Origin of the sequence: Massilia phyllostachyos, from assembly GCF_021044825.1 — a bacterium.
Lineage (GTDB): Bacteria > Pseudomonadota > Gammaproteobacteria > Burkholderiales > Burkholderiaceae_D > Telluria > Telluria phyllostachyos.
The window spans coordinates 1-21,230 of the sequence record NZ_JAJNOC010000007.1 but is presented as its reverse complement, the minus strand read 5'-3'; the positions used below and the strand labels follow the sequence as shown (position 1 = coordinate 21,230).

Sequence of the window (21,230 nt, the reverse complement as noted above, 5' to 3'; positions counted from 1 at the left end):
TGGAATTTTCTAGCGGTCGTGACGGGAAGCGGCCGCGAGCAGTGCGGCGGGAGCGCATGGGCGGCGGTATCGTTCGACCCGAATGGGCGTGCAAGAATCCCGGGGCCGCGCATCGCGCACGACATGCGGCCCGAGCCCGTCATCGCCGGCATCATTCTAGCAAGACAATAGCATTTGCACAAATTTTGATGTTTTTATGATACTGAAGCTTTCAGTGTTTCCCAGCTAACCGACGGCTCGCGGCAAATCCGGCAAGCTGCTTCCCTGCACTGACTGCCGGCGACCGAACCATGCGAAACCGTTTCGAATTCTTCTTCAACCGCCTGCGCGAACGCCTCTGGGTCAAGCCGCTGATCGCCTGCATCCTGTCGGTCTGCGGCGTGCTGCTGGCGCACCTGGCGGACAGCATCCCGATCGACTGGAAAGTTCCGGAAATCGCCCAGGGCTCCGTGGTGGACCTGCTGAAGATCATCGCGGCCAGCATGCTGGGAGTCGCCACCTTCGCCGTCGCATCGATGGTATCGGCCTATGCCTCGACCGGGCAATCGGCCACCGCGCGCGCCTTTCCCCTGATCGTCGCCGACGACGTGTCGCAGAACGCCCTGTCGGTCTTCGTCGGCGCCTTCATCTACGCGATCGTGGCCCTCAGCGCCACCACCAACGATTATTTCGGCAAGGCCGGCCGCTTCACCCTGTTCGCCTTCACGCTGCTGTCGATGGTGGCGGTGATCCTGGTGTTCGTGCGCTGGGTCGACAGCATCGCGCGCCTGGGCCGCCTGGGCGCCGTCATCGCCAAGGCCGAGCAGGCCGCCGCGCGCGCGATCGAACGGCGCCGGCGTGCGCCCTGGCTGGGCGGCGTCGCGGCCGGCGGCGCGCCGGCCGGACTGGCCGTCCACGACGAGCGCATCGGCTACCTGCAGCGCGTCGACATGGAACTGCTGCAGCGCATCGCCGCCGGCCGCGGGCTGCGCATCACCCTGGCCGTTCTGCCCGGCGCCATGGTCTCGCCCGCGCGTCCGCTGGCCTGGGTGCTGCCCGATTCCGGCGCCAGCGGCCCGCTGGAACCTGGCGAGATCCGCAAGGCCTTCACTATCGGCCCATTGCGCCAGTTCGACGAGGATCCCCGCTTCGGGCTGGTGGTGCTTGCCGAAATCGGCTGCCGCGCGCTGTCGCAGGCCATCAACGACCCCGGCACCGCAATCGCCGTGCTGGGCTCCCTGCACCGCCTGTACGCGGCCTGGACCGTCCCCTGCGAGCCGAAGGCGCCGGCGTGCGAGCGCGTGGCCGCGCCAGCGCTGCTGGCGGACGACCTGCTCGACGACGGCTTCACCGCGATCGCGCGCGACGGCGCCCACCTGATCGAGGTGGCCATGCGCGTGCAGCGGGTGCTGGGCGAGATCGGCGCCTCGGGCGAGCCCGGCATGCGCGCCGCCGCGCGCCGCCATGCCGACCTGGCGCTGGCGCGCGCCGAACGCGCGCTCGTCTTCGGCCCGGACCGCGAACAGGTGCGCGCGCGCCACGCCGCTTACTGGGGCGCAGCGGCCCGCGTAGGCGATGGAGGGAGCGATGCCTGAATTCGTCCCCGTCTTCCTGGTCGTCACCGCGGTCATCGCCTGGTTCAACGCGCGCTACCTGCGCCTGCCGGCCACCATCGGCGTGATGGCGGCCGCCCTGATGCTGTCCGCGGCGACGCTGCTGCTCGACCATGCCGGCCTGGGCCGTCCGCGCCAGTACGCCGCCGAGCTGTTCGGTGTCATCGATTTCTCCGACGTGCTGATGGAGGGGATGCTCAGCCTGCTCCTGTTCGCCGGCGCACTGCAGGTCGACCTGCGCCAGCTCGCGCGCTACCGCTGGCAGGTGGGCCTGCTGGCGGTGCTGGGCACGCTCGCCGCCGCCTTGCTGGTCGGGTTCGGCCTGCATTGCCTGCTGCCCTTGGCCGGCCTGCCGCTCCCCCTGCCCTTCTGCCTGGTGTTCGGCGCGCTGATCGCGCCCACCGATCCGATTTCGGTGACCGGGCTGCTGCGCAAGGTGGGCGCGCCGGCCACGCTGGAAACCGTGGTGTCGGGCGAGTCGCTGTTCAACGACGGCGTCGGCATCGTGGTCTTCACGGTGATGGCAGCGATCGCCGTCGAGCACCAGGTACCGGGCGTTGCCGACACTTCGCTGCTGCTGCTGCGCGAGGCCGGCGGCGGCATCCTCTACGGTGCGATCCTCGGCGCCCTGACTTATTTCATGCTCAAGAGTATCGACAGCTACCAGGAAGAAGTGCTGATCACGGTAGCGGCGGTGCTCGGCGGATACAGCCTGGCCCACGTGCTCGGCGTCTCCGGGCCGCTGGCGATGGTCGCCGCCGGCATCCTGATCGGCAACCGCGGCCGGCGCGAGGCGATGTCGGACCACACCCGCGAACAGCTCGACGGGTTCTGGGAACTGCTCGACGCGATGCTCAATGCGGTGCTGTTCGTGCTGATCGGCTTCGAAGCGCTGGTGCTGCCGTTCTCGGGCACCCTGTTCGCGGCCGGCCTGCTGGCGGCCGCGGTGACCCTGCTGGCCCGCCTGCTGAGCGCCGGCCTGCCGGTCGCGGTGCTGGGCAGGCGTTCCGGCCTGCCCCAGGGCGCCTGGCAGGTGCTGACCTGGGGCGGCCTGCGCGGCGGCATCTCGGTCGCGCTGGCCCTGTCGTTGCCGGCCGGGACCGAGCGGGACGCGCTGGTGACGATGACCTATGTGGTCGTGGTGCTGTCGGTGCTGGTACAGGGGCTCAGCGTGGAAAGGCTGGTGCGGCGGGTCGTTCCCTGCACCAGCTGAGGGCTAGGGCGCGCCGTCCCGCAACTTGCCGTAGGCGGACCGGTCGCCGGCCTGGCTGGCGGGGATCACCGACAGGCTGCCGTCGGTTTCGAGAACGACCAGGTCGATGTCGCGCAGCGATCCATGGCCGTGCCGGCGCACCGCCCCCTCGACTTCGTCGCTGGTGATGCGCACGCGCTTGAGCGCCTCGTGGCATAGCCGGCCTTCGCGCAGCAGTACCGTGGGCCGGGTCTTGACGAGACGGCTGACGGCGGAGGAGCGCACCGACAGCCAGGTGAGCGCCAACTGCAGCGCGACCAGCAAGGCCAGCGCGGCCAGCCCGGTCGCGAGCGTCACGTCGCGGCTGAGCAGGATGCTGGAGAGGGTCGAACCGAAGGCGACCGTCACCACCAGGTCGAAGGCGTTCATCTTCGACAGGCTGCGGTTGCCGCTAAGGCGCAGCAGCACGATCAGCCCGGCATAGGCCACGATACCGACCACGATGACGCGATAGATGTTGTGCCAGCTCTCGAACCACATCGTCTTTTTCCTTCCGCGAAAACCTGCCGCCGCGCTCAGCGCCGTGGCCCGTTTGCCTCGATGTCGGCGATGAGCGCCTCCATCTCGGCGATTTCCCTGCGCTGCGTGGCGATGATGCCGTCGGCCAGCCTGCGCACGCGCGGATCGGCGATGCGCGCGCGTTCGCTGGTCATGATGGCGATCGAATGGTGCGGGATCATCGCGCGCATGTAGGCGGCGTCGTCCACGGTCGCCTGGCTGCGCACCAGCCACAGCGCCAGCGCGAACAGCGCGGCGGCGCCGGCGAAAATCGCCGCGTTCACCCCCTTGCGCGGGTACATGCCGCGCATGAAGCCGAGCATCACGATCGCCATCGCGGCGCCCATGAGCAGGGCCATCCAGGCGCGCGTCTGGCTGAACCGCACGTGTTCCAGCGCATGGGTATTCAGGTACATCAGCCCATACATCAGCAGCGTTGAACACGCGATCATGAGGGCAAACCGTCCGTATTTTCCCACTGTGCCTCCCATCCTGCAAAAAGGCCGGATCTGGCGTTCCGGCAAGAAGGACAGGCATCGTCCGTTTGGAAGAGCAAGTCCATTCGCACGAACATGGTAGCAAGCGCCGCGAACACGGGGCACGCGCCTGGTCCCGTCTTCATCGACTCGCTCGAGGAATGTCCGCAGTGCGCGATGCCGACGTACACACGATTGTCAAACGCGCAGCCATTAAGTTCTCTGGCGCAATATATAAAGCCGTCAATGCATCTCCCCGCGCACGTGTACGGCGCTGGCCGCGTTATCGTATTCGGCGGGCGTCGGGGACCTGCGCGGCGCCGGCTCCTCGGCGAACGCTTAGCAGCCAGGAATCGTCTCCCACTCGACATCAGGCCGGGGGAAGTCGTGAACGCCGATCGCCGGAGGGTATCGCGCCAAGCCGCGGAATTTTTCGGGCAAAGCTTCCGAAAACGTATATCGCCACGCGTTCTGCCGGCAAAAGACGAACGGGCCCCAACAGGAGCCCGTACGATGATTGTCTGGAGGCGAGGACAGGAATCGAACCTGTCTCGGCGGCTTTGCAGGCCGCTGCATGACCTCTTTGCTACCTCGCCAGGACCAAGTTTGCGCTTAGCGCTGCGCTTGGGTGTGCGCAGTCTCAAGGGAGCTCACCGTGAACCAGCTCGAGACCCCGTCAAGCGTTCTGGATGCTTCGTCCATGGTGTCCGGCCCAATACGGCATTGCCGCATGAATACGTTGCGGAGACAAGCGCTAGCACTCGCACGTAGGAACGCCGGCGGGCATGCCCAGGGTCTCGGCGGTCACGATCGTCACGGATGGCGGCAGGCCGAACGAGAACGGAACCAGCGAGACCAGTGCCTGGTAGCCGACCGGCTCGCAAAGATCGCCGTCGGCTGTCTCGCACACGCGCACGCGCACCAGACGTATGCAGCTCTCGCTGTACGGATTCGCCAGGCAGTTCGCGAAGTTGGCCGCAGGGTTCGCAGGCATGGCGTTTGCCGGAATCGGGAGCATCGTCAGCGTTCCACCAATGCGTTGAATCCACAGGTAGTCGATCACGATATGGGTGTCGGCGACCGGCTGTGCGAAAACGAGAAATCCCGGCGAATTGCGGAAGATGGCATGTTCCTTCACTCCCTGCATGATCGCTGCGTTGCTGAAGTCGGCATTGGTGGCGAACGCTGCAGCGCGACGGGTTACTTCCTGCAGCGTATTGATGATGTACATCGCGCGAGCCATTTCGACGATCCCGAAGAACAGCGCGAAGAACACGAAGGCGACGAGTGCAAACTCGACAGCAGCGACGCCGTTCTGTTTCGTCCGGCTCGGAGCGATCCTGAAAAATCGTTCAATGGCCCGCATAGCGCACCGTGACGTCGGCCGTCAGCAGCAGGCCGTCCTCGCCGAAGAAGGGATCGGTGACGAATCCGAAAATGTCATCGCGCACACGTATCTGGACTGCCACGCGAACCATCGACGGAACGCTCAAGCCGCCGCACATCAGCCCGTCGCACAGGACCGAGGGGGTCGCCCCGACCAGCCCGGGCCTGATTTCGGCGAGTTCGGCATTCACGATTGCTTTCGCCAGTGCCGCGACACCGGGTTCCGCGCCGCCGCTCGACGCCTGGATCTCGACCCGGCTCACCTGCGAGAGGAAGCGCGCACCGTCGTGTGCCGCTTTTTCGGCAACGCTGTAGTACCAGAAAATACGCGCCAGAAAAAGCGGAACTGCCAGGAACAGGATAATCACCGGCAGCAGGATTGCTGCCTCGATGGCGACACCTCCCCGCTGCTTGCGCCGATGGCGCCGTAGGAAAAATGTGTTCATGGGTAGAGCCTCACACGGGTGCGTAACATCTGTTCTTCCGCCAGTCCTGCGAACTCGGCGTACAAGTGGGTGCCGTCGGCCTTCACGGTCATGAAGAACCTGCCGATTCCCTTCACCGTCGCCCTGTTTTCAGCCACCGGGCAGGCGAGCAGGGGAACGTTCAGCACGCGCCTGTCGCGCACGCCGGTGCGGCTGGGCGACTCCCCGTAGGTCGCGCCGGCGGTCGTGTACGGGGTTCCGGATGGATAGGTGGATTTGGCGCCGGGTTCTCCCGGCGTGTACAGGTCCTTCCAGTTCGACGTCAGGTAGGCGACATAGCCCCCTGTCGGCGCCGGGTCGGCGTATTTGACGGCCTTGGCGTAGGACCACAGCGGGCCGTATTGCGCGGCGGTGGTGCCGGGCGGCGACGGGTACGGTCCCGCAACGGTCCAGCGCTTGTGGTTGACCGTATCCTCATGCAAGTCCGATGCTTGCCCTTTCGCGGTCGCCGCCATCCACGGCACGCTGCCGTCGTTGAACTTGTATTGTTTGATGTTCCGGTCCGGCGGCGCGGTATCGGCCGTGCACGGCGCGGTGTACGAATCGAATCGCGAATTGAATTGCTCGTGGTAGTCGTTCAGGGGGAATGGTGACGAGACCGGGACCCTGCCGCCCATCACCCGCGCGATGCCCATGACGCCGGTGCAGATGGACGGTGCGACGGTATTGAAATCCACTGGCGATGTCGATGCGGCGCCGGGGCCGCCATAGGGATGAATCAGGAATGTCTGCCCTTCTCCCGATGCCTCGGGATTGAGCTGCATCAGGTCGTAGCTCACGCCGCGGCGGAACCCGAACTCTTCCAGCTCGCCATTGCGGCTGTGCTTTTCATCGCCGTGCATCGCACAGACGGCGAACGGCATGACACTGACCGCCGAGGCGCCGGCCACGGCGCTGGCGGACGTCGACAGGATCGGCTCGCCATCGGAAATCACCGGCAGGAACAAGGTGCGCACCTCACCATACGATGGATCGAGCCCCGCGGTATCGATCTTCACGAACAGGAGACCGTTGGGGACGGTTTTCGAAGCGGCATCGGTGCTCGACAGCCAGGGGCCATTCGGCGTGGCGGCGAACTTGATCGCGTCGCTCGACCACTCCATCGCTTCCTGGGAATAGCCGTAGCTGGGACCGCCGTACACGACGGGTATCGCGAACAATGACGCAGCCTTCTGTGCCGCCCGTGTGAGTCCGGCCTTCGTGCCGTCGAGCTCGATTGCGGCGCTCACCGCGGCCGCATCCACGACGCTCTGCAACTCGATCTTCCGGTTGTAGACGCGGGAAAGATCGAGCGCCAGGCTGCAGAATCCGCACAGGATGACGATCGCGCCCACGGCCATCACTGCCACGGCGCCGTCTTGACGATCCGGGCGCCTGAACGTCATGTGGGTGCGACGACGCGTGCGGGGCCTGCCCATGTCCATGCCCATGCTGCCTCCTCTCGAATCCCGACGCGTGATGACCTGCCAAGTCTAGTTGTCGTCTGCTTCGGTCAATTGACCTTACGCAATCCGAGTCAGGAATAAGGACAGGCGCCGGTCCAGACGCCCTGGCGGATTCGACAGGCGAATGGGCTGCGAATGATTTAGAACAAGGATCGATACCGGAATGCCGTCAAGCTTGTTCGACGGCGATGCGATAGACCATGGAGGGACGGCGCATGCGAGACGACGACAATCGACATCCGCGCACATTCGGCGCCGGTTTCAGCGGGCTCTTGTGCATTTCATCCGGCCTGGTCCTGCTGATGGACTGCCTGGTTGTCGCAGGCGCCAAGCCCGCTGCATTCCTGTTCAGCGGAGTGGTCGGGGCGGCGGCCATCGTGCTGATGGTCCGCAGGGCCGGGAGCTACAGGCACGAGGCATGCGAACTCACAAGCGGCGGCTCGGGAAATCTGCCCTTGTTGGCCGTATCGATATGCATGGCGGGCGCTGGGTACGTGGGAGCCAGGCTTGCCGGGATCGGGTGGGCGACCCCGTGCATACCTTACGTCATGTTCCTGTGTTTCTTTCCGTGGTCTCGCGTCGGGAGTTGCCGCAGGAGCCCGGCCACTTGCGTATCGATGCTCTGCGCGGGAATGGTTGCGGGGCTGGTCACGACCGACCGGATGCCACATCCGGTATCGACTGCAATGATTGTATGGATGCTCTGGACCGGGGCCGTATTCGCGTGGCTGAGACTCGTTCTCATGGATCGGCAACAGCTGCGTTCCAGCAGCGCAGCTGGGCCGGGTCCGACTGAGCACCCCGATGGCAGGCAATGGAGCGGGCCAAGTCCTTGATGTCTGGAGGCGAGGACAGGAATCGAACCTGTCTTGGCGGCTTTGCAGGCCGCTGCATAACCTCTTTGCTACCTCGCCAGAACCAATTTTAGGCTGGCGGCTCCGTCGAACTGTGTGCCACCTCAAGCAAAATCATTTTTCCGGTTTGCTTAGTCGATATCTGTTCACGGCCTGGATGGGCAATGGACGAGCCGAAAAACAAAAGGGCCCCGTGTGGGGCCCATGCAAGAGATTCTGGAGGCGAGGACGGGAGTCGAACCCGTCTAGACGGCTTTGCAGGCCGCTGCATAACCGCTTTGCTACCTCGCCAGAGGTAATCTTGGGAAAGCTGACCGGGCGGTTATGTGCCGTATCAACCGAGAAGGAAGTCTTCTCTGAATTCTGGAGCGGGAGAAGAGTCTCGAACTCTCGACCTCAACCTTGGCAAGGTTGCGCTCTACCAACTGAGCTACTCCCGCATATGGAGTACAACTTATCGTAAAACCTGTGGAGCGGGAGAAGAGTCTCGAACTCTCGACCTCAACCTTGGCAAGGTTGCGCTCTACCAACTGAGCTACTCCCGCATTGGAGTCTTACTATCTACTACGCCTGTCGCAGCCAATCTGCTTTTCAGCAAACTGGAGCGGGAGAAGAGTCTCGAACTCTCGACCTCAACCTTGGCAAGGTTGCGCTCTACCAACTGAGCTACTCCCGCGTTTCAGAGCAATCATTATTACAGAACTTTGACATTTTTTCAAGATTGCCAATCGTGCAGAGCACTGATCATTCTTGAAACTTTGGAGCGGGAGAAGAGTCTCGAACTCTCGACCTCAACCTTGGCAAGGTTGCGCTCTACCAACTGAGCTACTCCCGCTTCGTCTTTCATTCTGCAACGATGTCGTTGCAACAGGCAGGCATTATAGAGATTCTATTCCGTACGTCAAGGATGACACGGAACATTTCTTACAAGGTTTCCGCTTTCTCTTTAATTAACGGCCAGGCTTTACGCAAATAGTAGAACATCGACCATACCGTCAGCACGCCGGCCAGCCACAGGAAGTATTCGCCCCAGTAGTGGGTGTCGATGCCGATGATCACGTCGTGGAACAGCAGCATCGGGATCGCGGTCATCTGGGCCGCGGTCTTGATCTTGCCGAGCGAGCTCACGGCCACCGACTTGGTGGCGCCGATCTGGGCCATCCATTCGCGCAGCGCGGAGATGGTGATCTCGCGGCCGATGATGATGAAGGCGATGATGGCATTCACACGGTCCAGCTGCACCAGCACCAGCAGCGCGCCGGCGACCATCAGCTTGTCGGCCACCGGGTCGAGGAAGGCGCCGAAGGCCGATGTCTGGTTCCAGCGGCGCGCCAGGAAGCCGTCGAACCAGTCGGTGACGGCGGCCACGATGAAGACCAGGGTGGCGGCCAGGTTGCGGTCGGCCAGCGGCAACCAGTGGGTGGGAAGGTAGAAGACGCCTACAACCAGGGGAATCAGCGCTACGCGTAGCCAGGTCAGGAGAATCGGGATGTTGAAGGGCATGAGAAAAGCACTGATTACGGAATGAAAGTTTCGACGGTAGTCTACATGGGTATTGCAAATTGGACTAGGTGACGTGTCTGCATGTGTTCAGGAGTGCATGGGGACGGTAGCGGCTGCGGCACGAACTTGGGTTCCGGCCTGCGCCGGAAATCGTAGGCGCCAGTGGCGCGTACGACGTGCTACTGGCGCGGGTCGATGAGTGATCGAAGTAGTTAGCAGATAGACCGTCGCTCCGGCGAAGGCCGGAGCCTGATTTGACTTTAGCCTCTTCCAAAAACAAAACCGGGGCACACGCCCCGGTTTCACTTAATGCAGCTGCCTGTAAATCTCCTCCGCCAGCGTACTCGAAATCCCCTCCACCGACATCAAGTCCTCGACACTCGCATCGATCACCCCGCGCAGCCCGCCGAAGCGCGCCAGCAAACGCTGGCGGCGCTTGGCGCCGATGCCTTCGATCTCCTCCAGACGCGATGCCTGGCGCACCTTGGCGCGCTTGGCGCGCATGCCGGTGATGGCGAAGCGGTGCGCCTCGTCGCGGATCATCGCGACCAGCATCAGCGCCGCCGACTCCTTGCCCAGCTCCTGCGGCGCGCGGCCGTCGGCGAAGATCAGGGTTTCGAGGCCCACGCGGCGGCCCTCCCCTTTCGCGACGCCGACGATCATCGAGATCGGCAACCCCAGCTCCTCGAACACCTGGCGCGCCATCTCGACCTGCCCCTTGCCGCCGTCGACCAGCACGATGTCCGGCATCACGCCTTCGCCATTGGCCACCTTCTCGTAGCGGCGCTGCAGCACCTGGCGCATCGCGGCGTAGTCGTCGCCCGGCGTGATGCCGTTGATGTTGAAGCGGCGGTATTCGCCGTTCTGCATCTGGTGGTGGTGGAACACCACGCAGGACGCCTGGGTCGCCTCGCCCGCAGTGTGGCTGATGTCGAAGCATTCGATGCGCAGTTCGTCGAGCGTTTCCTGGTCCAGCTGCAGGACGTCGGCCAGCGCGCGCGTGCGCGCCTGCTGCGAGCCCTGCTCCGACAGCAGCCGCGCCAGCGCGATCTCGCCGCCCTTGCAGGCCATCTCCAGCCACTGGCGGCGCTGGCCCTGGGGCTGGAAGATCAGGTTGATGCGGTGGCCGCACTGCTCGGACAGCGCCACGATCAGCTCCGGCTGGTCGAATTCGATGTTCATGATGAGCGTGCCCGGGATGAACTGGCCGGCATAGTGCTGGGCCATGAAGGCGCACAGCACCTCGACCTCGATCGGGCACTCGCCCAACGACTCACCCACATGGGTCGGGAAGTAGGCGCGGTCGCCCAGGTGGCGGCCGCCGCGCACCATGGCCAGGTTCACGCAGGCGCGTCCGCCCTGCACCACCACGGCGATCACGTCGACGTCGGCGTCGCCCACCGTCTCCATGCTCTGCGCGTGCAGCACCTTCGACAGCGCCTGGATCTGGTTGCGGATGCTGGCCGCCTGCTCGAACTTCAGCTCCATCGCGTAGGCCTGCATCTTCTCTTCGAGGTCGGCCAGCACTTCGCTCTGGCGCCCGCGCAGGAAGCGCGCCGCGTTGTCGACGTCGCGCGCGTAATCCTCCGGCGTGATCAGGTCGACGCAAGGCGCGCTGCAGCGGCCGATCTGGTGCAGCAAACAAGGACGGGTGCGGTTGCTGTACACGCTGTCCTCGCAGGTGCGCAGCAGGAACACGCGCTGCAGCAGCTGGATCGATTCCTTGGCCGCCCAAGCGCTTGGGAAAGGCCCGAAATACTGGTTCTTCTTGTCCAGCGCGCCGCGGTAGTAGCCCAGGCGCGGCGCCTCGCCGCCCGTGATGCGGATGTAGGGGTACGATTTATCGTCGCGGAACAGGATGTTGTAGCGCGGCTTGAGGGTCTTGATCAGGTTGTTTTCCAGGATCAGCGCCTCGGCCTCGCTGCTCGTCACCGTGGTTTCCAGGTGTGCGATCTGCGAGACCATCATCGCGATGCGCGGGCTCGAGAGGTTCTTCTGGAAGTAGCTCGACACCCGGTTCTTGAGGTTGCGCGCCTTGCCCACGTAGAGCACCTGCTGGTTGGCGTCGAAGTAGCGGTAGACGCCCGGCAGGCCGGGGAGTTTCGCCACGGTTGCCAGCACCTGCTCGCGCGCCGATTCGCTCGGCTGCACCGGTTGTGCCGCGTCGCCCTGCAATGTCGCTTTCAATTCTTCTTTCATGGCCTGCCAACTGTCCGGCCGCACGCGCGGCGTGACGGACTCGATTTTCCTGATCCTGGGTTTGGCCGCGCCGATCCGCGCCGCACGCGCTACGCCCCTGTGGTCCTGCGCAAGGTCCTGCTGCGCCGGGAACTGCTCTTCCTTGCCCACTTCTCCGAACCTTCTAGACGGCGACGTCCTTCGTCACGATCACGAACGCGACCGCGTAATCCGCTTCGTCGCTGATCGACACCTGCGCGCTCAGCCTGTTCTCGCGCATGAATTCTTCCAAGGCCCCGCTGCACACGATGACCGGCTTGCCGCCGGGCGCGTTGAGCATCTGGGCCGAGCGCCAGGTCATGGGCATGCGCATGCCCAGCCCGATCGCCTTCGAGAACGCCTCCTTGGCCGAGAAACGCGTGGCCAGGAAGCGCAGTCCGCGCACCGGGTGCTTGGCGCTCCTCGCATGGTACTTCGCCAGCTCCTCGGGTCCGAGGATCTTCTCGGCGAAGCGCGGTCCGCTGCGTTGCAAGGCCGCCTCGACCCGCGAGATCTGCACGATGTCGGTGCCGATCCCGTAGATCACGCGCGCGTCCCGTAACGAACACCCAGGCGCGCCGCGACCATGATCGCCTTCATCTCGCGCACCGCGTTCTCCCAGCCCGCGAACAGCGCGTGGGCGACGATCGCATGGCCGATGTTCAGCTCGTGGATGTCGGCGATCGCCGCGATCGGCTGCACATTGGTGTAGTGCAGGCCGTGACCGGCATTCACGCGCAGGCCGCGCGCGGCGCCCGCATGCACGCCGGCCTTGATGCGCTCGATCTCGCGCAGGGCCTCGTCGCCCTCGGCCTCGGCATAGCGCCCGGTATGCAGCTCGATCACGGTCGCGCCGACGTCGGCAGCGGCGGCGATCTGCGCCTCGTCCGCATCGATGAACAGCGAGACGCGGATGCCCTCATCCTTCAGCTGCTTGACGGCGCTTTCCACTTCCTTGTAGTAGCGGATCACGTCCAGCCCGCCCTCGGTGGTGACTTCTTCGCGGCGCTCCGGCACCAGGCACACGTCCTGCGGTTTCACCTGGCAGGCGAAGTCGATCATCTCACGCGTGACCGCCGCTTCCAGGTTCATGCGCGTGGCCAGTTGCGGACGCAGGGCCAGCACGTCGGCGTCCTTGATGTGGCGGCGGTCTTCGCGCAGGTGCAGGGTGATCAGGTCGGCGCCGGCCTGTTCGGCCAGCAGCGCGGCGCGGATCGGGTCCGGATAGCTGGTGCCGCGGGCATTGCGCACGGTGGCGATGTGGTCGATGTTGACGCCCAGGTCGATGACGGGGCCGGCGGGTTGCAGGAAGCTCATGGGTACCTTGTTATAACTGGCTGAGGTCAATCAAAATCTGGCGCGTGTTCAGCGGCGCGCCGTTCAGGTGGTGGGCCAGCAGGAAGCGCATCAGCTGCTTGCTCTGGGCCTGGGTGGCCGGGTCGCTGTAGTCCTCGCCTTCCATGTCGAGCAGGGTCTTGCCCGCCACCACCGGCCACACGTCGTTCGAAACGGCCAGACGCGCGCCCTTCTCCGGATCGACCACGTAGTCGCCGCCCGGCTCCACGGGCGCGCGGGTGGTGGTGCAGCGGCGCAGGTCGGCGGCCACGCCAGTCTCCTTAAGTAGGGCCCGTTCGAACTTTCGCAAGACGATCGGCGCAGGTTCCCCATGCGCCAGCTGGTTCAAGGTCGAGACATAGTGATCGAACAAGGCCGGATGCTTGTCGTCGCGCGCCAGCAGTTTCACCAGGAGCTCGTTCAGGTAGAAGCCGCATAGCAGCGCGGTCCGCTCCAGCGGCAGCATGCCGCCGACCCACTCGGCGTCGACCAGGGTGCGCAGCTCCGACTTGCCGCTGAAGGACAGCGACAGCGGCTGGAAGGTCTGCAGCACGCCGCGCAGCTTCGACAGCGGCCGCTTCGCCCCTTTCGCGACCACGCCGATGCGGCCGAAGTCGCGCGTGAACAGGTCCACGATCAAGCTGGTCTCTTTATAGGGATAGCTGTGCAGCACGAAGCCGGGCTGGCCCGTCACGCGGGTGTCGCGGACGGGTGCACGGCTGCGCTTGGCAGGCGCCGGAGCAGTCGCCGAAGCGGCTTGTTCCGACGTGTCGATGAGGTCGTCTGTACTGGGCATGCGCTCTAGAACGGCCTCCAGTGATTTATTCGTAACCGTAGGCGCGCAGGCCGGCTTCGTTGTCGGCCCAGCCTGATTTTACCTTGACCCAGATTTCCAGGTACACCGGACCATCGAAAAGCTTTTCCATGTCCAGGCGCGACTGGGTCGAGATCTCTTTCAGGCGCGCACCCTTGTTCCCGATGATCATCGACTTATGGGTATCGCGCTCGACCAGGATGGCGCAGAAGATGCGGCGCAAATTGCCCTCCTGCTGGAACTGTTCGACCAGCACGGTGCTGGTGTAGGGCAGCTCGTCGCCCAGCAGGCGGAACACTTTTTCGCGCACGATCTCGGCGGCGAGGAATTTCTCGCTGCGGTCCGTGATGTCGTCCGGCCCGAAGATCGGCGGATTTTCCGGCAGGTGGCGCTTGATCTCGTTTTCCAGGGAATCGACCTGGAAGCGCATCTTGGCCGACACCGGAACGATCGCAGTGAAGTCGCGCAGCGCAGCCACTTTTTGGGCGAACGGCATCAGCACCGCCTTGTCCTTCATGCGGTCCGATTTATTGATGACCAGCACCACCGGCACATTCTTCGGCAGCAGGTCCAGAACTTGCTGGTCGGCCGGCCCGAAGGTGCCCGCTTCCACCAGGAACAGGATCACGTCCGACGAGGTCAGGGTGTTCGAGACCGTCTTGTTCAAAGTCTTGTTCAGCGCGTTCGCATGACGGGTCTGGAAGCCCGGGGTGTCGACGTAGATGTACTGGGCGTCGTCACGGGTCTGGATGCCGGTGATGCGGTGGCGCGTGGTCTGCGCCTTGCGGGAGGTGATCGACACCTTGGCGCCGATCAGCACGTTCATCAGGGTCGACTTGCCGACGTTGGGACGGCCGACGATGGCGATATAGCCGCAGCGGAAATGTTCTGGGGTGGTGCTCATGCTGGTGTGTTTCCTGGTTGTTCCTGTTGCGCCACGGGCGTTTCGCCCTGGATGGTGCCGATGCCCAGTTTCATCTGGGCGGCGCGTGGTTTGGCTTTACGGCTGGATGGCGCCTTGGCCAGCGCGGCCTGGGCAGCTTCCAGCGCCAGCCGGGCGGCGGCCTGTTCGCCGGCGCGGCGGCTGCCGCCGCGTCCGAAGACCTGCACGTTCAGCTTGGGCACCAGGCACTCGACCTCGAATTCCTGGCTGTGGGCGGCGCCATGGGTCGCCACCACGTTGTAGGTCGGCAGCGAAATCTTTTTGCTCTGCAGGAATTCCTGCAGCAGGGTCTTGGCATCCTTGCCCAGGGTCGCCGGGTCGACCGACTCCAGCAGCGGGATGATGAAGGCGCGGATGGTGTCGCGCGCGGCATCGAAACCGCTGTCGAGGAAGATCGCGCCCAGCAGGGCCTCCAGGGTGTCGGCCAGGATCGAGGGGCGGCGGAAGCCGCCCGACTTCAGCTCACCCTCGCCCAGGCGCAGGAACTGCGACAGCTCGAGTTTCTGGGCGATCTCGAACAGCGACTGCTGCTTGACCAGGTTGGCGCGCAGGCGCGACAGGTCGCCCTCGTCGAGGTGGCTGAAACGGTCGTACAGGATCGAGGCGACCACGCAGTTCAGGATCGAGTCGCCGAGGAATTCCAGGCGTTCGTTATGCACCGCGCTATGGCTACGGTGGGTCAGGGCTTGCTGGAGCAGGCCCGTGTCCCGGAACGTGTAAGCCAGGCGCGTTTGCAATAACTGTAGATTCATGTTTTCTGTGCTCGCGCCCGTGGTTCCGGGCGCCAAATATGGCCCGGCGGCACCGGGCGCGGGTTTACTGTCCGCCGGCAGCGTCTTCCTTGGCCGCCACCACGCCGCTCGGATCGGTGGTGCCGGCATAGTCGATGACCAGGCTGACATTGCCCATCAACGGCACGCGTTTCTCGTACGCAAAGCTGAGTTCCGGCGTGCCATTCTCGCGCGTGATCACCAGGTCGGCGCCGCCGATCGCGGTCACGCCGTTGACGTCGGCGTTCTTGTTGAAGGCTACCTGCATTTCGCGGTTCGTGCCGCCGCTTTCCTTGGCGCGCTCCATCGCCCCCTTGATCGCCCGGTATTCCAGGAAGGTCGGCACCAGCTTCATCGCGAACACGGCGGCGATGCCGAGCACGGCCAGGACGAAGATCAGGCCGGTCAGCGAGATGCCGGCCTGGCGCGCGAGAGGATGATGTCGATGCATGGTGTGTTCTCCGTTTTACTGGATGCCACCGACCCGTTTCGGATCGCTGAAGTTCATCCAGACGACGATCGCCTTGCCAACAATGTTCTTGTCCGGCACGAAGCCCCAGTAGCGGCTATCGGCACTGTTGTCGCGGTTATCGCCCATCATGAAATAATTTCCCTCCGGTACGATACAGGTAAACGAATCGTAGGTGTACTCGCAGGCTTCACGGTGTGGGAAATTCTCGACGGCGCCGATGTCCAGGGTGCGCTTGTTGTCGCTGTTCAGGATGCGGTGGGCGACGCCGGTCAGGTCCTCGGTGAACTCATCGTGGTAGATGGGGTGCTGGTCGTCCAGGTACTTGCCGACCGGCGTGTACTGGACCGGCTGGCCGTTCACGGTCAGGCGCTTGTTGGCGTAGGTGATCTTGTCGCCCGGCACACCAATGACGCGCTTGATGTAATCCTGGCTCATGTCCTTCGGATACTTGAACACCATCACGTCGCCGCGCTTGGGGTCGCTGATCTCGATGATCTTCTTGTTAATGATCGGCAGGCGGATGCCGTAGGCATACTTGTTCACCAGGATGAAGTCGCCCACCAGCAAGGTCGGCACCATCGACGAGGACGGGATCTTGAACGGCTCCCACAGGAAGGAGCGCAGCACGAAGACCAGCGCGATCACCGGGAAGAAACTGCCCGAGTACTCGATCCAGACCGGCTGGCGCACGATGCCCTGCTCGATCTCGGCGCGCTTGCTGACGTCGGGCTTGATGCCCTCGGCCTGCAGCTTGGCATTCCTCGCGTCGTATTCGCGCAGCGCGGCGTCGGCGTTGCGGCGGCGCTGCTTGGCCAGAACGAACACATCCAGGCACCAGATGACGCCGGTGACCACCATCAGGACGAACAGGATCAGGGCGAAGTTGCCCAGAATGGGTTGCAAGTTCATTATTTTTCTTCCACCTGGAGGATGGCGAGGAAGGCTTCCTGCGGAATCTCCACCGAGCCGACCTGCTTCATGCGCTTCTTGCCGGCCTTCTGCTTCTCCAGCAGCTTCTTCTTACGCGAAATGTCGCCGCCATAGCACTTGGCCAGCACGTTCTTGCGCAGCGCTTTCACGTTTTCGCGCGAGATGATGGTCGCGCCGATCGCGGCCTGGATCGCCACGTCGAACATCTGGCGCGGGATCAGTTCGCGCATCTTGGCCGCCACCTGGCGTCCGCGGTACGGTGCGTTGGCGCGGTGCACGATGATCGCCAGCGCATCGACCTTTTCGCTGTTGATCAGCATGTCGACCTTCACGACGTCGGCAGCGCGGTTTTCCTTGAACTCGTAGTCCATCGAGGCGTAGCCGCGCGAGGTCGATTTCAGGCGGTCGAAGAAGTCCAGCACGATTTCCGCCATCGGGATTTCGTAGTGCAGCTTGACCTGGCGGCCGTGGTAGGCCATGTCCATCTGGATGCCGCGCTTGCCGTTACACAGGGTCATCACCGCGCCGACATATTCCTGCGGCATGTACAGATTGACGTCGACGATCGGCTCGCGCACTTCGTTGATCTTCGACGGTTCCGGCATTTTCGATGGGTTGTCGACGCGGATGATCGACCCGTCGCGCATCTCGACCTCGTAGACCACGGTCGGGGCGGTGGTGATCAGGTCCATGTCGAACTCGCGCTCGAGGCGTTCCTGCACGATTTCCATGTGCAGCAGGCCCAGGAAGCCGCAGCGGAAGCCGAAGCCCAGCGCCTGCGAGACTTCCGGCTCGTACATCAGGGCGGCGTCGTTCAGCTTGAGCTTTTCCAGCGAATCGCGCAGGGCGTCGTACTGGTTCGCTTCCACCGGGAACAGGCCGGCGAAGACCTGCGGCTGGACTTCCTTGAAGCCCGGCAGCGGCGCGGGGGCCGGCTTGTTGGCCAGCGTGACGGTGTCGCCCACTTTCGCGGCGGTCAGTTCCTTGATGCCGGCGATGATGAAGCCCACCTGCCCAGCGGAGAGTTCCGGCAGCGAGACCGAGCGCGGGGTGAACACGCCGATGTTTTCCACCAGGTTCACGGAACCGGTCGCCATCAAGAGGATCTTGTCCTTCGGACGCAGGGTACCGTTGACCACGCGCACCAGCATCACGACGCCCACATACGGGTCGTACCAGGAGTCGACGATCAGGGCCTGCAGCGGCGCGTCCTTGTCGCCCGTGGGCGGCGGGACCTTCGCGATCAGGGTTTCCAGCACGTCTTCCACGCCCAGGCCGGTCTTGGCCGAGCAGACGGTGGCGTCGGACGCGTCGATGCCGATCACGTCCTCGATTTCCTTCTTGGCGTTGTCCGGGTCGGCGTGCGGCAAGTCGATCTTGTTCAGGATCGGCACCACTTCCACGCCCAGGTCGAGCGCGGTGTAGCAGTTGGCCACGGTTTGCGCTTCCACGCCCTGGGAGGCGTCGACCACCAGCAGCGCGCCTTCGCAGGCCGACAGCGAGCGCGAGACTTCATAGGAGAAGTCGACGTGGCCCGGGGTGTCGATCAGGTTCAGGTTGTAGGTCTGGCCGTCGCGCGCCTTGTACTGCAGCGCCGCGGTCTGGGCCTTGATGGTGATGCCGCGCTCGCGCTCCAGGTCCATCGAGTCGAGCACCTGCGCATCCATTTCGCGTTCCGACAGCCCGCCGCACAGCTGGATGATGCGGTCGGCCAGGGTCGATTTGCCGTGGTCGATGTGGGCGATGATGGAAAAGTTACGTATGTTGTTCATTAACAAAGCTCAAAACCTAAAAGGCCGCGGACGGTGCGGCGACGGTACAGACGACGAAGTAAATCCGGACATGCAAAAAAGCGCTCCGTGGGGGCATGCCGGCCCCGGCCGAAGCGCCTCGATCTTGCTGGGAACAGCCCGTGTTTGATACACAGGGCTTTTCCGACCCGGCATTTTACCGGATTCCGGGCGGGAAAGCCCGATTTTGACCTTGGGAAGAGCCAGAAACCCGCCGACTGGCGCATCGACGGGCGTAAATGCGGGCGTAAATGCGGGCGCCCGGGGCGCGATTCAAGCCGTGACGGCGCTGCAGGCGTCGGCCCAGCCGCGCGCGGCGGCCGGGTCGAGGAAGTAGTGGCACAGCTCCGGGCCGGCCGGGTCGCCGAACAGGACCGGCACCAGCTCGTCGAAGCGAGCGACCAGTTGCGGGTCGGCGTCGACGTCGATCACCCGCACTTCGAAGCGCTCGCCCGGCCGCTGCAGGGCGAGCAGGGCCAGCCGCATGTCCTCGCACAGGTGGCAATAGCTGCGCGAGTACAGGGTAAATGGCACCACCGACATTACTGGCGCGGCTTGATGACGACGTACTGCGACACGCCTTCGCGGCGCACCAGCAGGGCCACCGGCTTTTTCGGATCGAGCTTGGCGATCAGGCCATTAAACTGGGCAACGGCCGTCACCGCCGTATTGCCGACCTGCGAGATCACGTCGCCCGGACGGATGCCGGCGGTCGCCGCGGCCGCTTCGGCGTTCTCGACCAGCACGCCGCCTTCGACGCCGAGCTCGCCGCGCTGGGCCGCGCTGATGTCGGTGACGACCAGGCCGAGCGCGTTCGGCGCGGCGCCCGGGGCCGGCTTCTTCGGCGTCGGGCGCGCGGTCGGGCTACGCTCTTCCTGCAGCTCGACGATGGTCACCGGCACTTCGAGCTGGGCGCCGCGGCGCCAGACGGTGACGGTGGCGCGGCTGCCGACCTTGGTGGCGCCCACCAGGCGCGGCAGATCGCGGGTGGTCTCGATCGGCTGCTTGTTGAATTGCAGGATGATGTCCCCGACCTTGATGCCGCCCTTCTCCGCCGGCCCGCCCGCTTCCACCATCGAGACTTCGGCGCCGCGCGCCTTGCCCAGGCCGAGCGACTCGGCGACGTCCTTGGTGACTTCGCCGATCTGCACGCCGAGGCGGCCGCGGGTGACCTTGCCGGTCGCCTTGAGCTGGTCGGCGACGCGGATCACCTCGTCGATCGGCACCGCGAAGGAGATGCCGTTGTAGGCGCCCGAGAGGGTGGCGATCTGCGAATTGATGCCGATGACTTCCCCGCGCATATTGATCAGCGGGCCGCCCGAGTTGCCCGGGTTGACGGCGACGTCGGACTGGATCAGCGGCAGGTACTCGCCGGTGTCGCGCGACTTGGCCGAGATGATGCCGGCGGTGACGGTGTTATCGAGGTTGAACGGCGAACCGATCGCCACCACCCACTCGCCGACCCGGATCTTGCTCGAGTCGCCGGTGCGCAGGTAGGGCAGGTTCTTCGCATCGAGCTTGAGCAGGGCGACGTCGGAGCGGCGGTCGGCGCCCAGCACCTTGGCCTTGAATTCGCGGCGGTCGGTGAGCGTGACGGTGACCTCGTCGGCGCCCTCGACCACGTGGGCATTGGTCAGTACATAGCCGTCCTGCGAGATCACGAAGCCGGAACCGACCCCGCGCGCCACCTGCTCTTCGCCGCCGCCCTGGGCCGGCCCGCCGCGGCGTCCGCGCGGCGACGGCATCTGGCCGCCGAAGAAGCGGCGCAGGAATTCCTGCATCTCCTCCTCGCCCGGCTGCCCCTGCCCGCGCGTGACGCGCTCGGTGGTGCGGATATTGACGACGGCCGGACCGACCTTGTCGATCAGGTTCGAGAAATCGGGCAGGCCGGTGACGAGCGGCGGCGTGGCGGGAACGGGCTGGGCGGCGTCTTCGAGGGCGTGGGCGGTAAACGGCAGGCCGGACAGCAGCACGGCCGACAGGAACAGGCGGGCGAAAGGTCGGGACATGGGTTGGCAATCAGTAAAGGCTGAGATTGACTTTATGGTAAGCCAAAATGCCCGCTTTGTCGCGCGGGGCGCCCGTGTGCCGTGCCGCCATGGCGGGCTCGGCTCACCAACCCGATTTGCTGCGATGTCGCAGGGTGTTCGGCTCCGCCGAACGCGCGTTCAACTCCAGGCTGAACCGATGCTACGTCATTACTGCCACGGGTTTTCGTAGGGTGGGCAGCTCCACCTCTACGATATGATCTGCCGCGCCAAATGCGCTGCCCACGCGGTCAGCCCGCGTTCGAATAGCCGCACCGTCTGCTCGTTAGCAAGTTGAACGCGTGGGCGGAGGACCTGTATGGCACAGGGACATAGGTGACAGTTGTACAGGGACATAGGTAACACTTTTCTTATGATCGGCACACCACCAACAGTTGGAGTGTGCGATGCCTTGGAAGGAGTGTTCCCAGATGACTTCCC

At 64.5% G+C, this 21,230-nt stretch carries 19 protein-coding genes and 7 tRNA genes; 2 read left to right on the top strand and 24 right to left on the bottom strand.

Features of this window, described 5'->3' with window-relative positions:
• The first annotated feature begins 290 nt into the window (after positions 1-290).
• Both LQ564_RS18880 and LQ564_RS18875 read left to right on the top strand, forming a co-directional pair.
• On the top strand, positions 291-1,574 hold the full coding sequence (locus LQ564_RS18880) for a DUF2254 domain-containing protein (RefSeq protein WP_231059658.1): 1,284 nt from the start codon (positions 291-293) through the stop codon (positions 1,572-1,574).
• A complete protein-coding gene (locus tag LQ564_RS18875) occupies positions 1,567-2,805 on the top strand; it encodes a cation:proton antiporter (protein WP_231059657.1) in 1,239 nt (412 codons plus the stop codon). Before LQ564_RS18880 ends, LQ564_RS18875 begins: the two co-directional genes overlap by 8 nt.
• A 3-nt stretch (positions 2,806-2,808) precedes the next feature.
• On the opposite strand, the gene LQ564_RS18870 is transcribed toward LQ564_RS18875, so the two are convergent.
• The 24 genes from LQ564_RS18870 to LQ564_RS18755 form a co-directional block, all read right to left on the bottom strand.
• Complete coding sequence (locus LQ564_RS18870) at positions 2,809-3,324, bottom strand: DUF421 domain-containing protein (RefSeq protein ID WP_231059656.1); 516 nt, start codon at positions 3,322-3,324, stop codon at positions 2,809-2,811.
• Between the two features lie 35 nt (positions 3,325-3,359).
• Positions 3,360-3,794, bottom strand: coding sequence for a DUF305 domain-containing protein (locus tag LQ564_RS18865; RefSeq protein WP_231059655.1), 435 nt, complete (start codon positions 3,792-3,794; stop codon positions 3,360-3,362).
• 546 nt (positions 3,795-4,340) lie between these two features.
• A tRNA-Cys gene (locus LQ564_RS18860) sits at positions 4,341-4,414 on the bottom strand.
• 158 nt (positions 4,415-4,572) lie between these two features.
• Complete coding sequence (locus LQ564_RS18855) at positions 4,573-5,184, bottom strand: TadE/TadG family type IV pilus assembly protein (protein WP_231059654.1); 612 nt, start codon at positions 5,182-5,184, stop codon at positions 4,573-4,575.
• Positions 5,171-5,650: a TadE/TadG family type IV pilus assembly protein gene (locus LQ564_RS18850; RefSeq protein WP_231059653.1), complete on the bottom strand. Its 480-nt coding sequence runs from the start codon at positions 5,648-5,650 to the stop codon at positions 5,171-5,173. Before LQ564_RS18850 ends, LQ564_RS18855 begins: the two co-directional genes overlap by 14 nt.
• Positions 5,647-7,119: a TadE/TadG family type IV pilus assembly protein gene (locus tag LQ564_RS18845; protein WP_231059652.1), complete on the bottom strand. Its 1,473-nt coding sequence runs from the start codon at positions 7,117-7,119 to the stop codon at positions 5,647-5,649. Before LQ564_RS18845 ends, LQ564_RS18850 begins: the two co-directional genes overlap by 4 nt.
• A gap of 855 nt (positions 7,120-7,974) precedes the next feature.
• Positions 7,975-8,048, bottom strand: a tRNA-Cys gene (locus LQ564_RS18840).
• Positions 8,049-8,205: 157 nt separating this feature from the next.
• A tRNA-Cys gene (locus LQ564_RS18835) sits at positions 8,206-8,279 on the bottom strand.
• Positions 8,280-8,352: 73 nt separating this feature from the next.
• A tRNA-Gly gene (locus LQ564_RS18830) sits at positions 8,353-8,428 on the bottom strand.
• Positions 8,429-8,457: 29 nt separating this feature from the next.
• Positions 8,458-8,533 (bottom strand) — tRNA-Gly (locus LQ564_RS18825).
• Positions 8,534-8,588: 55 nt separating this feature from the next.
• Positions 8,589-8,664: transfer RNA gene (locus tag LQ564_RS18820), tRNA-Gly, on the bottom strand.
• 83 nt (positions 8,665-8,747) lie between these two features.
• A tRNA-Gly gene (locus LQ564_RS18815) sits at positions 8,748-8,823 on the bottom strand.
• Between the two features lie 89 nt (positions 8,824-8,912).
• Positions 8,913-9,491, bottom strand: a complete 579-nt coding sequence (pgsA, locus tag LQ564_RS18810) for a CDP-diacylglycerol--glycerol-3-phosphate 3-phosphatidyltransferase (protein WP_231059651.1) — start codon at positions 9,489-9,491, stop codon at positions 8,913-8,915.
• A 306-nt stretch (positions 9,492-9,797) separates the two neighbouring features.
• Complete coding sequence (uvrC, locus tag LQ564_RS18805; protein ID WP_231059650.1) at positions 9,798-11,690, bottom strand: excinuclease ABC subunit UvrC; 1,893 nt, start codon at positions 11,688-11,690, stop codon at positions 9,798-9,800.
• A gap of 163 nt (positions 11,691-11,853) precedes the next feature.
• Positions 11,854-12,255: a holo-ACP synthase gene (acpS, locus tag LQ564_RS18800; RefSeq protein ID WP_231059649.1), complete on the bottom strand. Its 402-nt coding sequence runs from the start codon at positions 12,253-12,255 to the stop codon at positions 11,854-11,856.
• Positions 12,252-13,025 carry a pyridoxine 5'-phosphate synthase gene (locus LQ564_RS18795; protein WP_231059648.1) on the bottom strand — a complete coding sequence of 258 codons (774 nt, stop codon included), beginning with the start codon at positions 13,023-13,025 and terminating at the stop codon, positions 12,252-12,254. Before LQ564_RS18795 ends, acpS begins: the two co-directional genes overlap by 4 nt.
• Positions 13,026-13,035: 10 nt before the next feature.
• Positions 13,036-13,839 carry a DNA repair protein RecO gene (recO, locus tag LQ564_RS18790; RefSeq protein WP_231059647.1) on the bottom strand — a complete coding sequence of 268 codons (804 nt, stop codon included), beginning with the start codon at positions 13,837-13,839 and terminating at the stop codon, positions 13,036-13,038.
• A gap of 25 nt (positions 13,840-13,864) precedes the next feature.
• Positions 13,865-14,761, bottom strand: coding sequence for a GTPase Era (gene era, locus LQ564_RS18785; RefSeq protein ID WP_231059646.1), 897 nt, complete (start codon positions 14,759-14,761; stop codon positions 13,865-13,867).
• Positions 14,758-15,552 carry a ribonuclease III gene (gene rnc / locus LQ564_RS18780; protein WP_231059645.1) on the bottom strand — a complete coding sequence of 265 codons (795 nt, stop codon included), beginning with the start codon at positions 15,550-15,552 and terminating at the stop codon, positions 14,758-14,760. Before rnc ends, era begins: the two co-directional genes overlap by 4 nt.
• A gap of 64 nt (positions 15,553-15,616) precedes the next feature.
• Positions 15,617-16,021, bottom strand: a complete 405-nt coding sequence (locus tag LQ564_RS18775) for a DUF4845 domain-containing protein (protein WP_231059644.1) — start codon at positions 16,019-16,021, stop codon at positions 15,617-15,619.
• A 15-nt stretch (positions 16,022-16,036) separates the two neighbouring features.
• The gene (gene lepB / locus LQ564_RS18770) at positions 16,037-16,951 is read right to left on the bottom strand and encodes a signal peptidase I (RefSeq protein ID WP_231059643.1); all 915 of its coding nucleotides are present in this window, start codon (positions 16,949-16,951) and stop codon (positions 16,037-16,039) included.
• On the bottom strand, positions 16,951-18,744 hold the full coding sequence (gene lepA, locus LQ564_RS18765; RefSeq protein ID WP_231059642.1) for a translation elongation factor 4: 1,794 nt from the start codon (positions 18,742-18,744) through the stop codon (positions 16,951-16,953). The genes lepB and lepA overlap by 1 nt, the downstream gene beginning before the upstream one ends.
• Before the next feature lie 291 nt (positions 18,745-19,035).
• The gene (locus tag LQ564_RS18760; protein ID WP_231059641.1) at positions 19,036-19,305 is read right to left on the bottom strand and encodes a glutaredoxin family protein; all 270 of its coding nucleotides are present in this window, start codon (positions 19,303-19,305) and stop codon (positions 19,036-19,038) included.
• The gene (locus tag LQ564_RS18755) at positions 19,305-20,771 is read right to left on the bottom strand and encodes a DegQ family serine endoprotease (RefSeq protein ID WP_231059640.1); all 1,467 of its coding nucleotides are present in this window, start codon (positions 20,769-20,771) and stop codon (positions 19,305-19,307) included. Before LQ564_RS18755 ends, LQ564_RS18760 begins: the two co-directional genes overlap by 1 nt.
• Positions 20,772-21,230: the final 459 nt, after the last annotated feature.

Coding starts and splice junctions, on each gene's coding strand:
- LQ564_RS18870 (WP_231059656.1), bottom strand. CDS start 3,324: ATGTGGTTCGAGAGCTGGCACAACATCTATCGCGTCATCGTGGTCGGT.
- rnc (WP_231059645.1), bottom strand. CDS start 15,552: ATGAATCTACAGTTATTGCAAACGCGCCTGGCTTACACGTTCCGGGAC.
- LQ564_RS18845 (WP_231059652.1), bottom strand. CDS start 7,119: ATGGGCATGGACATGGGCAGGCCCCGCACGCGTCGTCGCACCCACATG.
- LQ564_RS18795 (WP_231059648.1), bottom strand. CDS start 13,025: ATGAGCTTCCTGCAACCCGCCGGCCCCGTCATCGACCTGGGCGTCAAC.
- LQ564_RS18775 (WP_231059644.1), bottom strand. CDS start 16,021: ATGCATCGACATCATCCTCTCGCGCGCCAGGCCGGCATCTCGCTGACC.
- LQ564_RS18855 (WP_231059654.1), bottom strand. CDS start 5,184: ATGCGGGCCATTGAACGATTTTTCAGGATCGCTCCGAGCCGGACGAAA.
- lepA (WP_231059642.1), bottom strand. CDS start 18,744: ATGAACAACATACGTAACTTTTCCATCATCGCCCACATCGACCACGGC.
- LQ564_RS18760 (WP_231059641.1), bottom strand. CDS start 19,305: ATGTCGGTGGTGCCATTTACCCTGTACTCGCGCAGCTATTGCCACCTG.
- recO (WP_231059647.1), bottom strand. CDS start 13,839: ATGCCCAGTACAGACGACCTCATCGACACGTCGGAACAAGCCGCTTCG.
- LQ564_RS18880 (WP_231059658.1), top strand. CDS start 291: ATGCGAAACCGTTTCGAATTCTTCTTCAACCGCCTGCGCGAACGCCTC.
- lepB (WP_231059643.1), bottom strand. CDS start 16,951: ATGAACTTGCAACCCATTCTGGGCAACTTCGCCCTGATCCTGTTCGTC.
- LQ564_RS18755 (WP_231059640.1), bottom strand. CDS start 20,771: ATGTCCCGACCTTTCGCCCGCCTGTTCCTGTCGGCCGTGCTGCTGTCC.
- LQ564_RS18875 (WP_231059657.1), top strand. CDS start 1,567: ATGCCTGAATTCGTCCCCGTCTTCCTGGTCGTCACCGCGGTCATCGCC.
- pgsA (WP_231059651.1), bottom strand. CDS start 9,491: ATGCCCTTCAACATCCCGATTCTCCTGACCTGGCTACGCGTAGCGCTG.
- LQ564_RS18865 (WP_231059655.1), bottom strand. CDS start 3,794: ATGATCGCGTGTTCAACGCTGCTGATGTATGGGCTGATGTACCTGAAT.
- era (WP_231059646.1), bottom strand. CDS start 14,761: ATGAGCACCACCCCAGAACATTTCCGCTGCGGCTATATCGCCATCGTC.
- uvrC (WP_231059650.1), bottom strand. CDS start 11,690: ATGAAAGAAGAATTGAAAGCGACATTGCAGGGCGACGCGGCACAACCG.
- LQ564_RS18850 (WP_231059653.1), bottom strand. CDS start 5,650: ATGAACACATTTTTCCTACGGCGCCATCGGCGCAAGCAGCGGGGAGGT.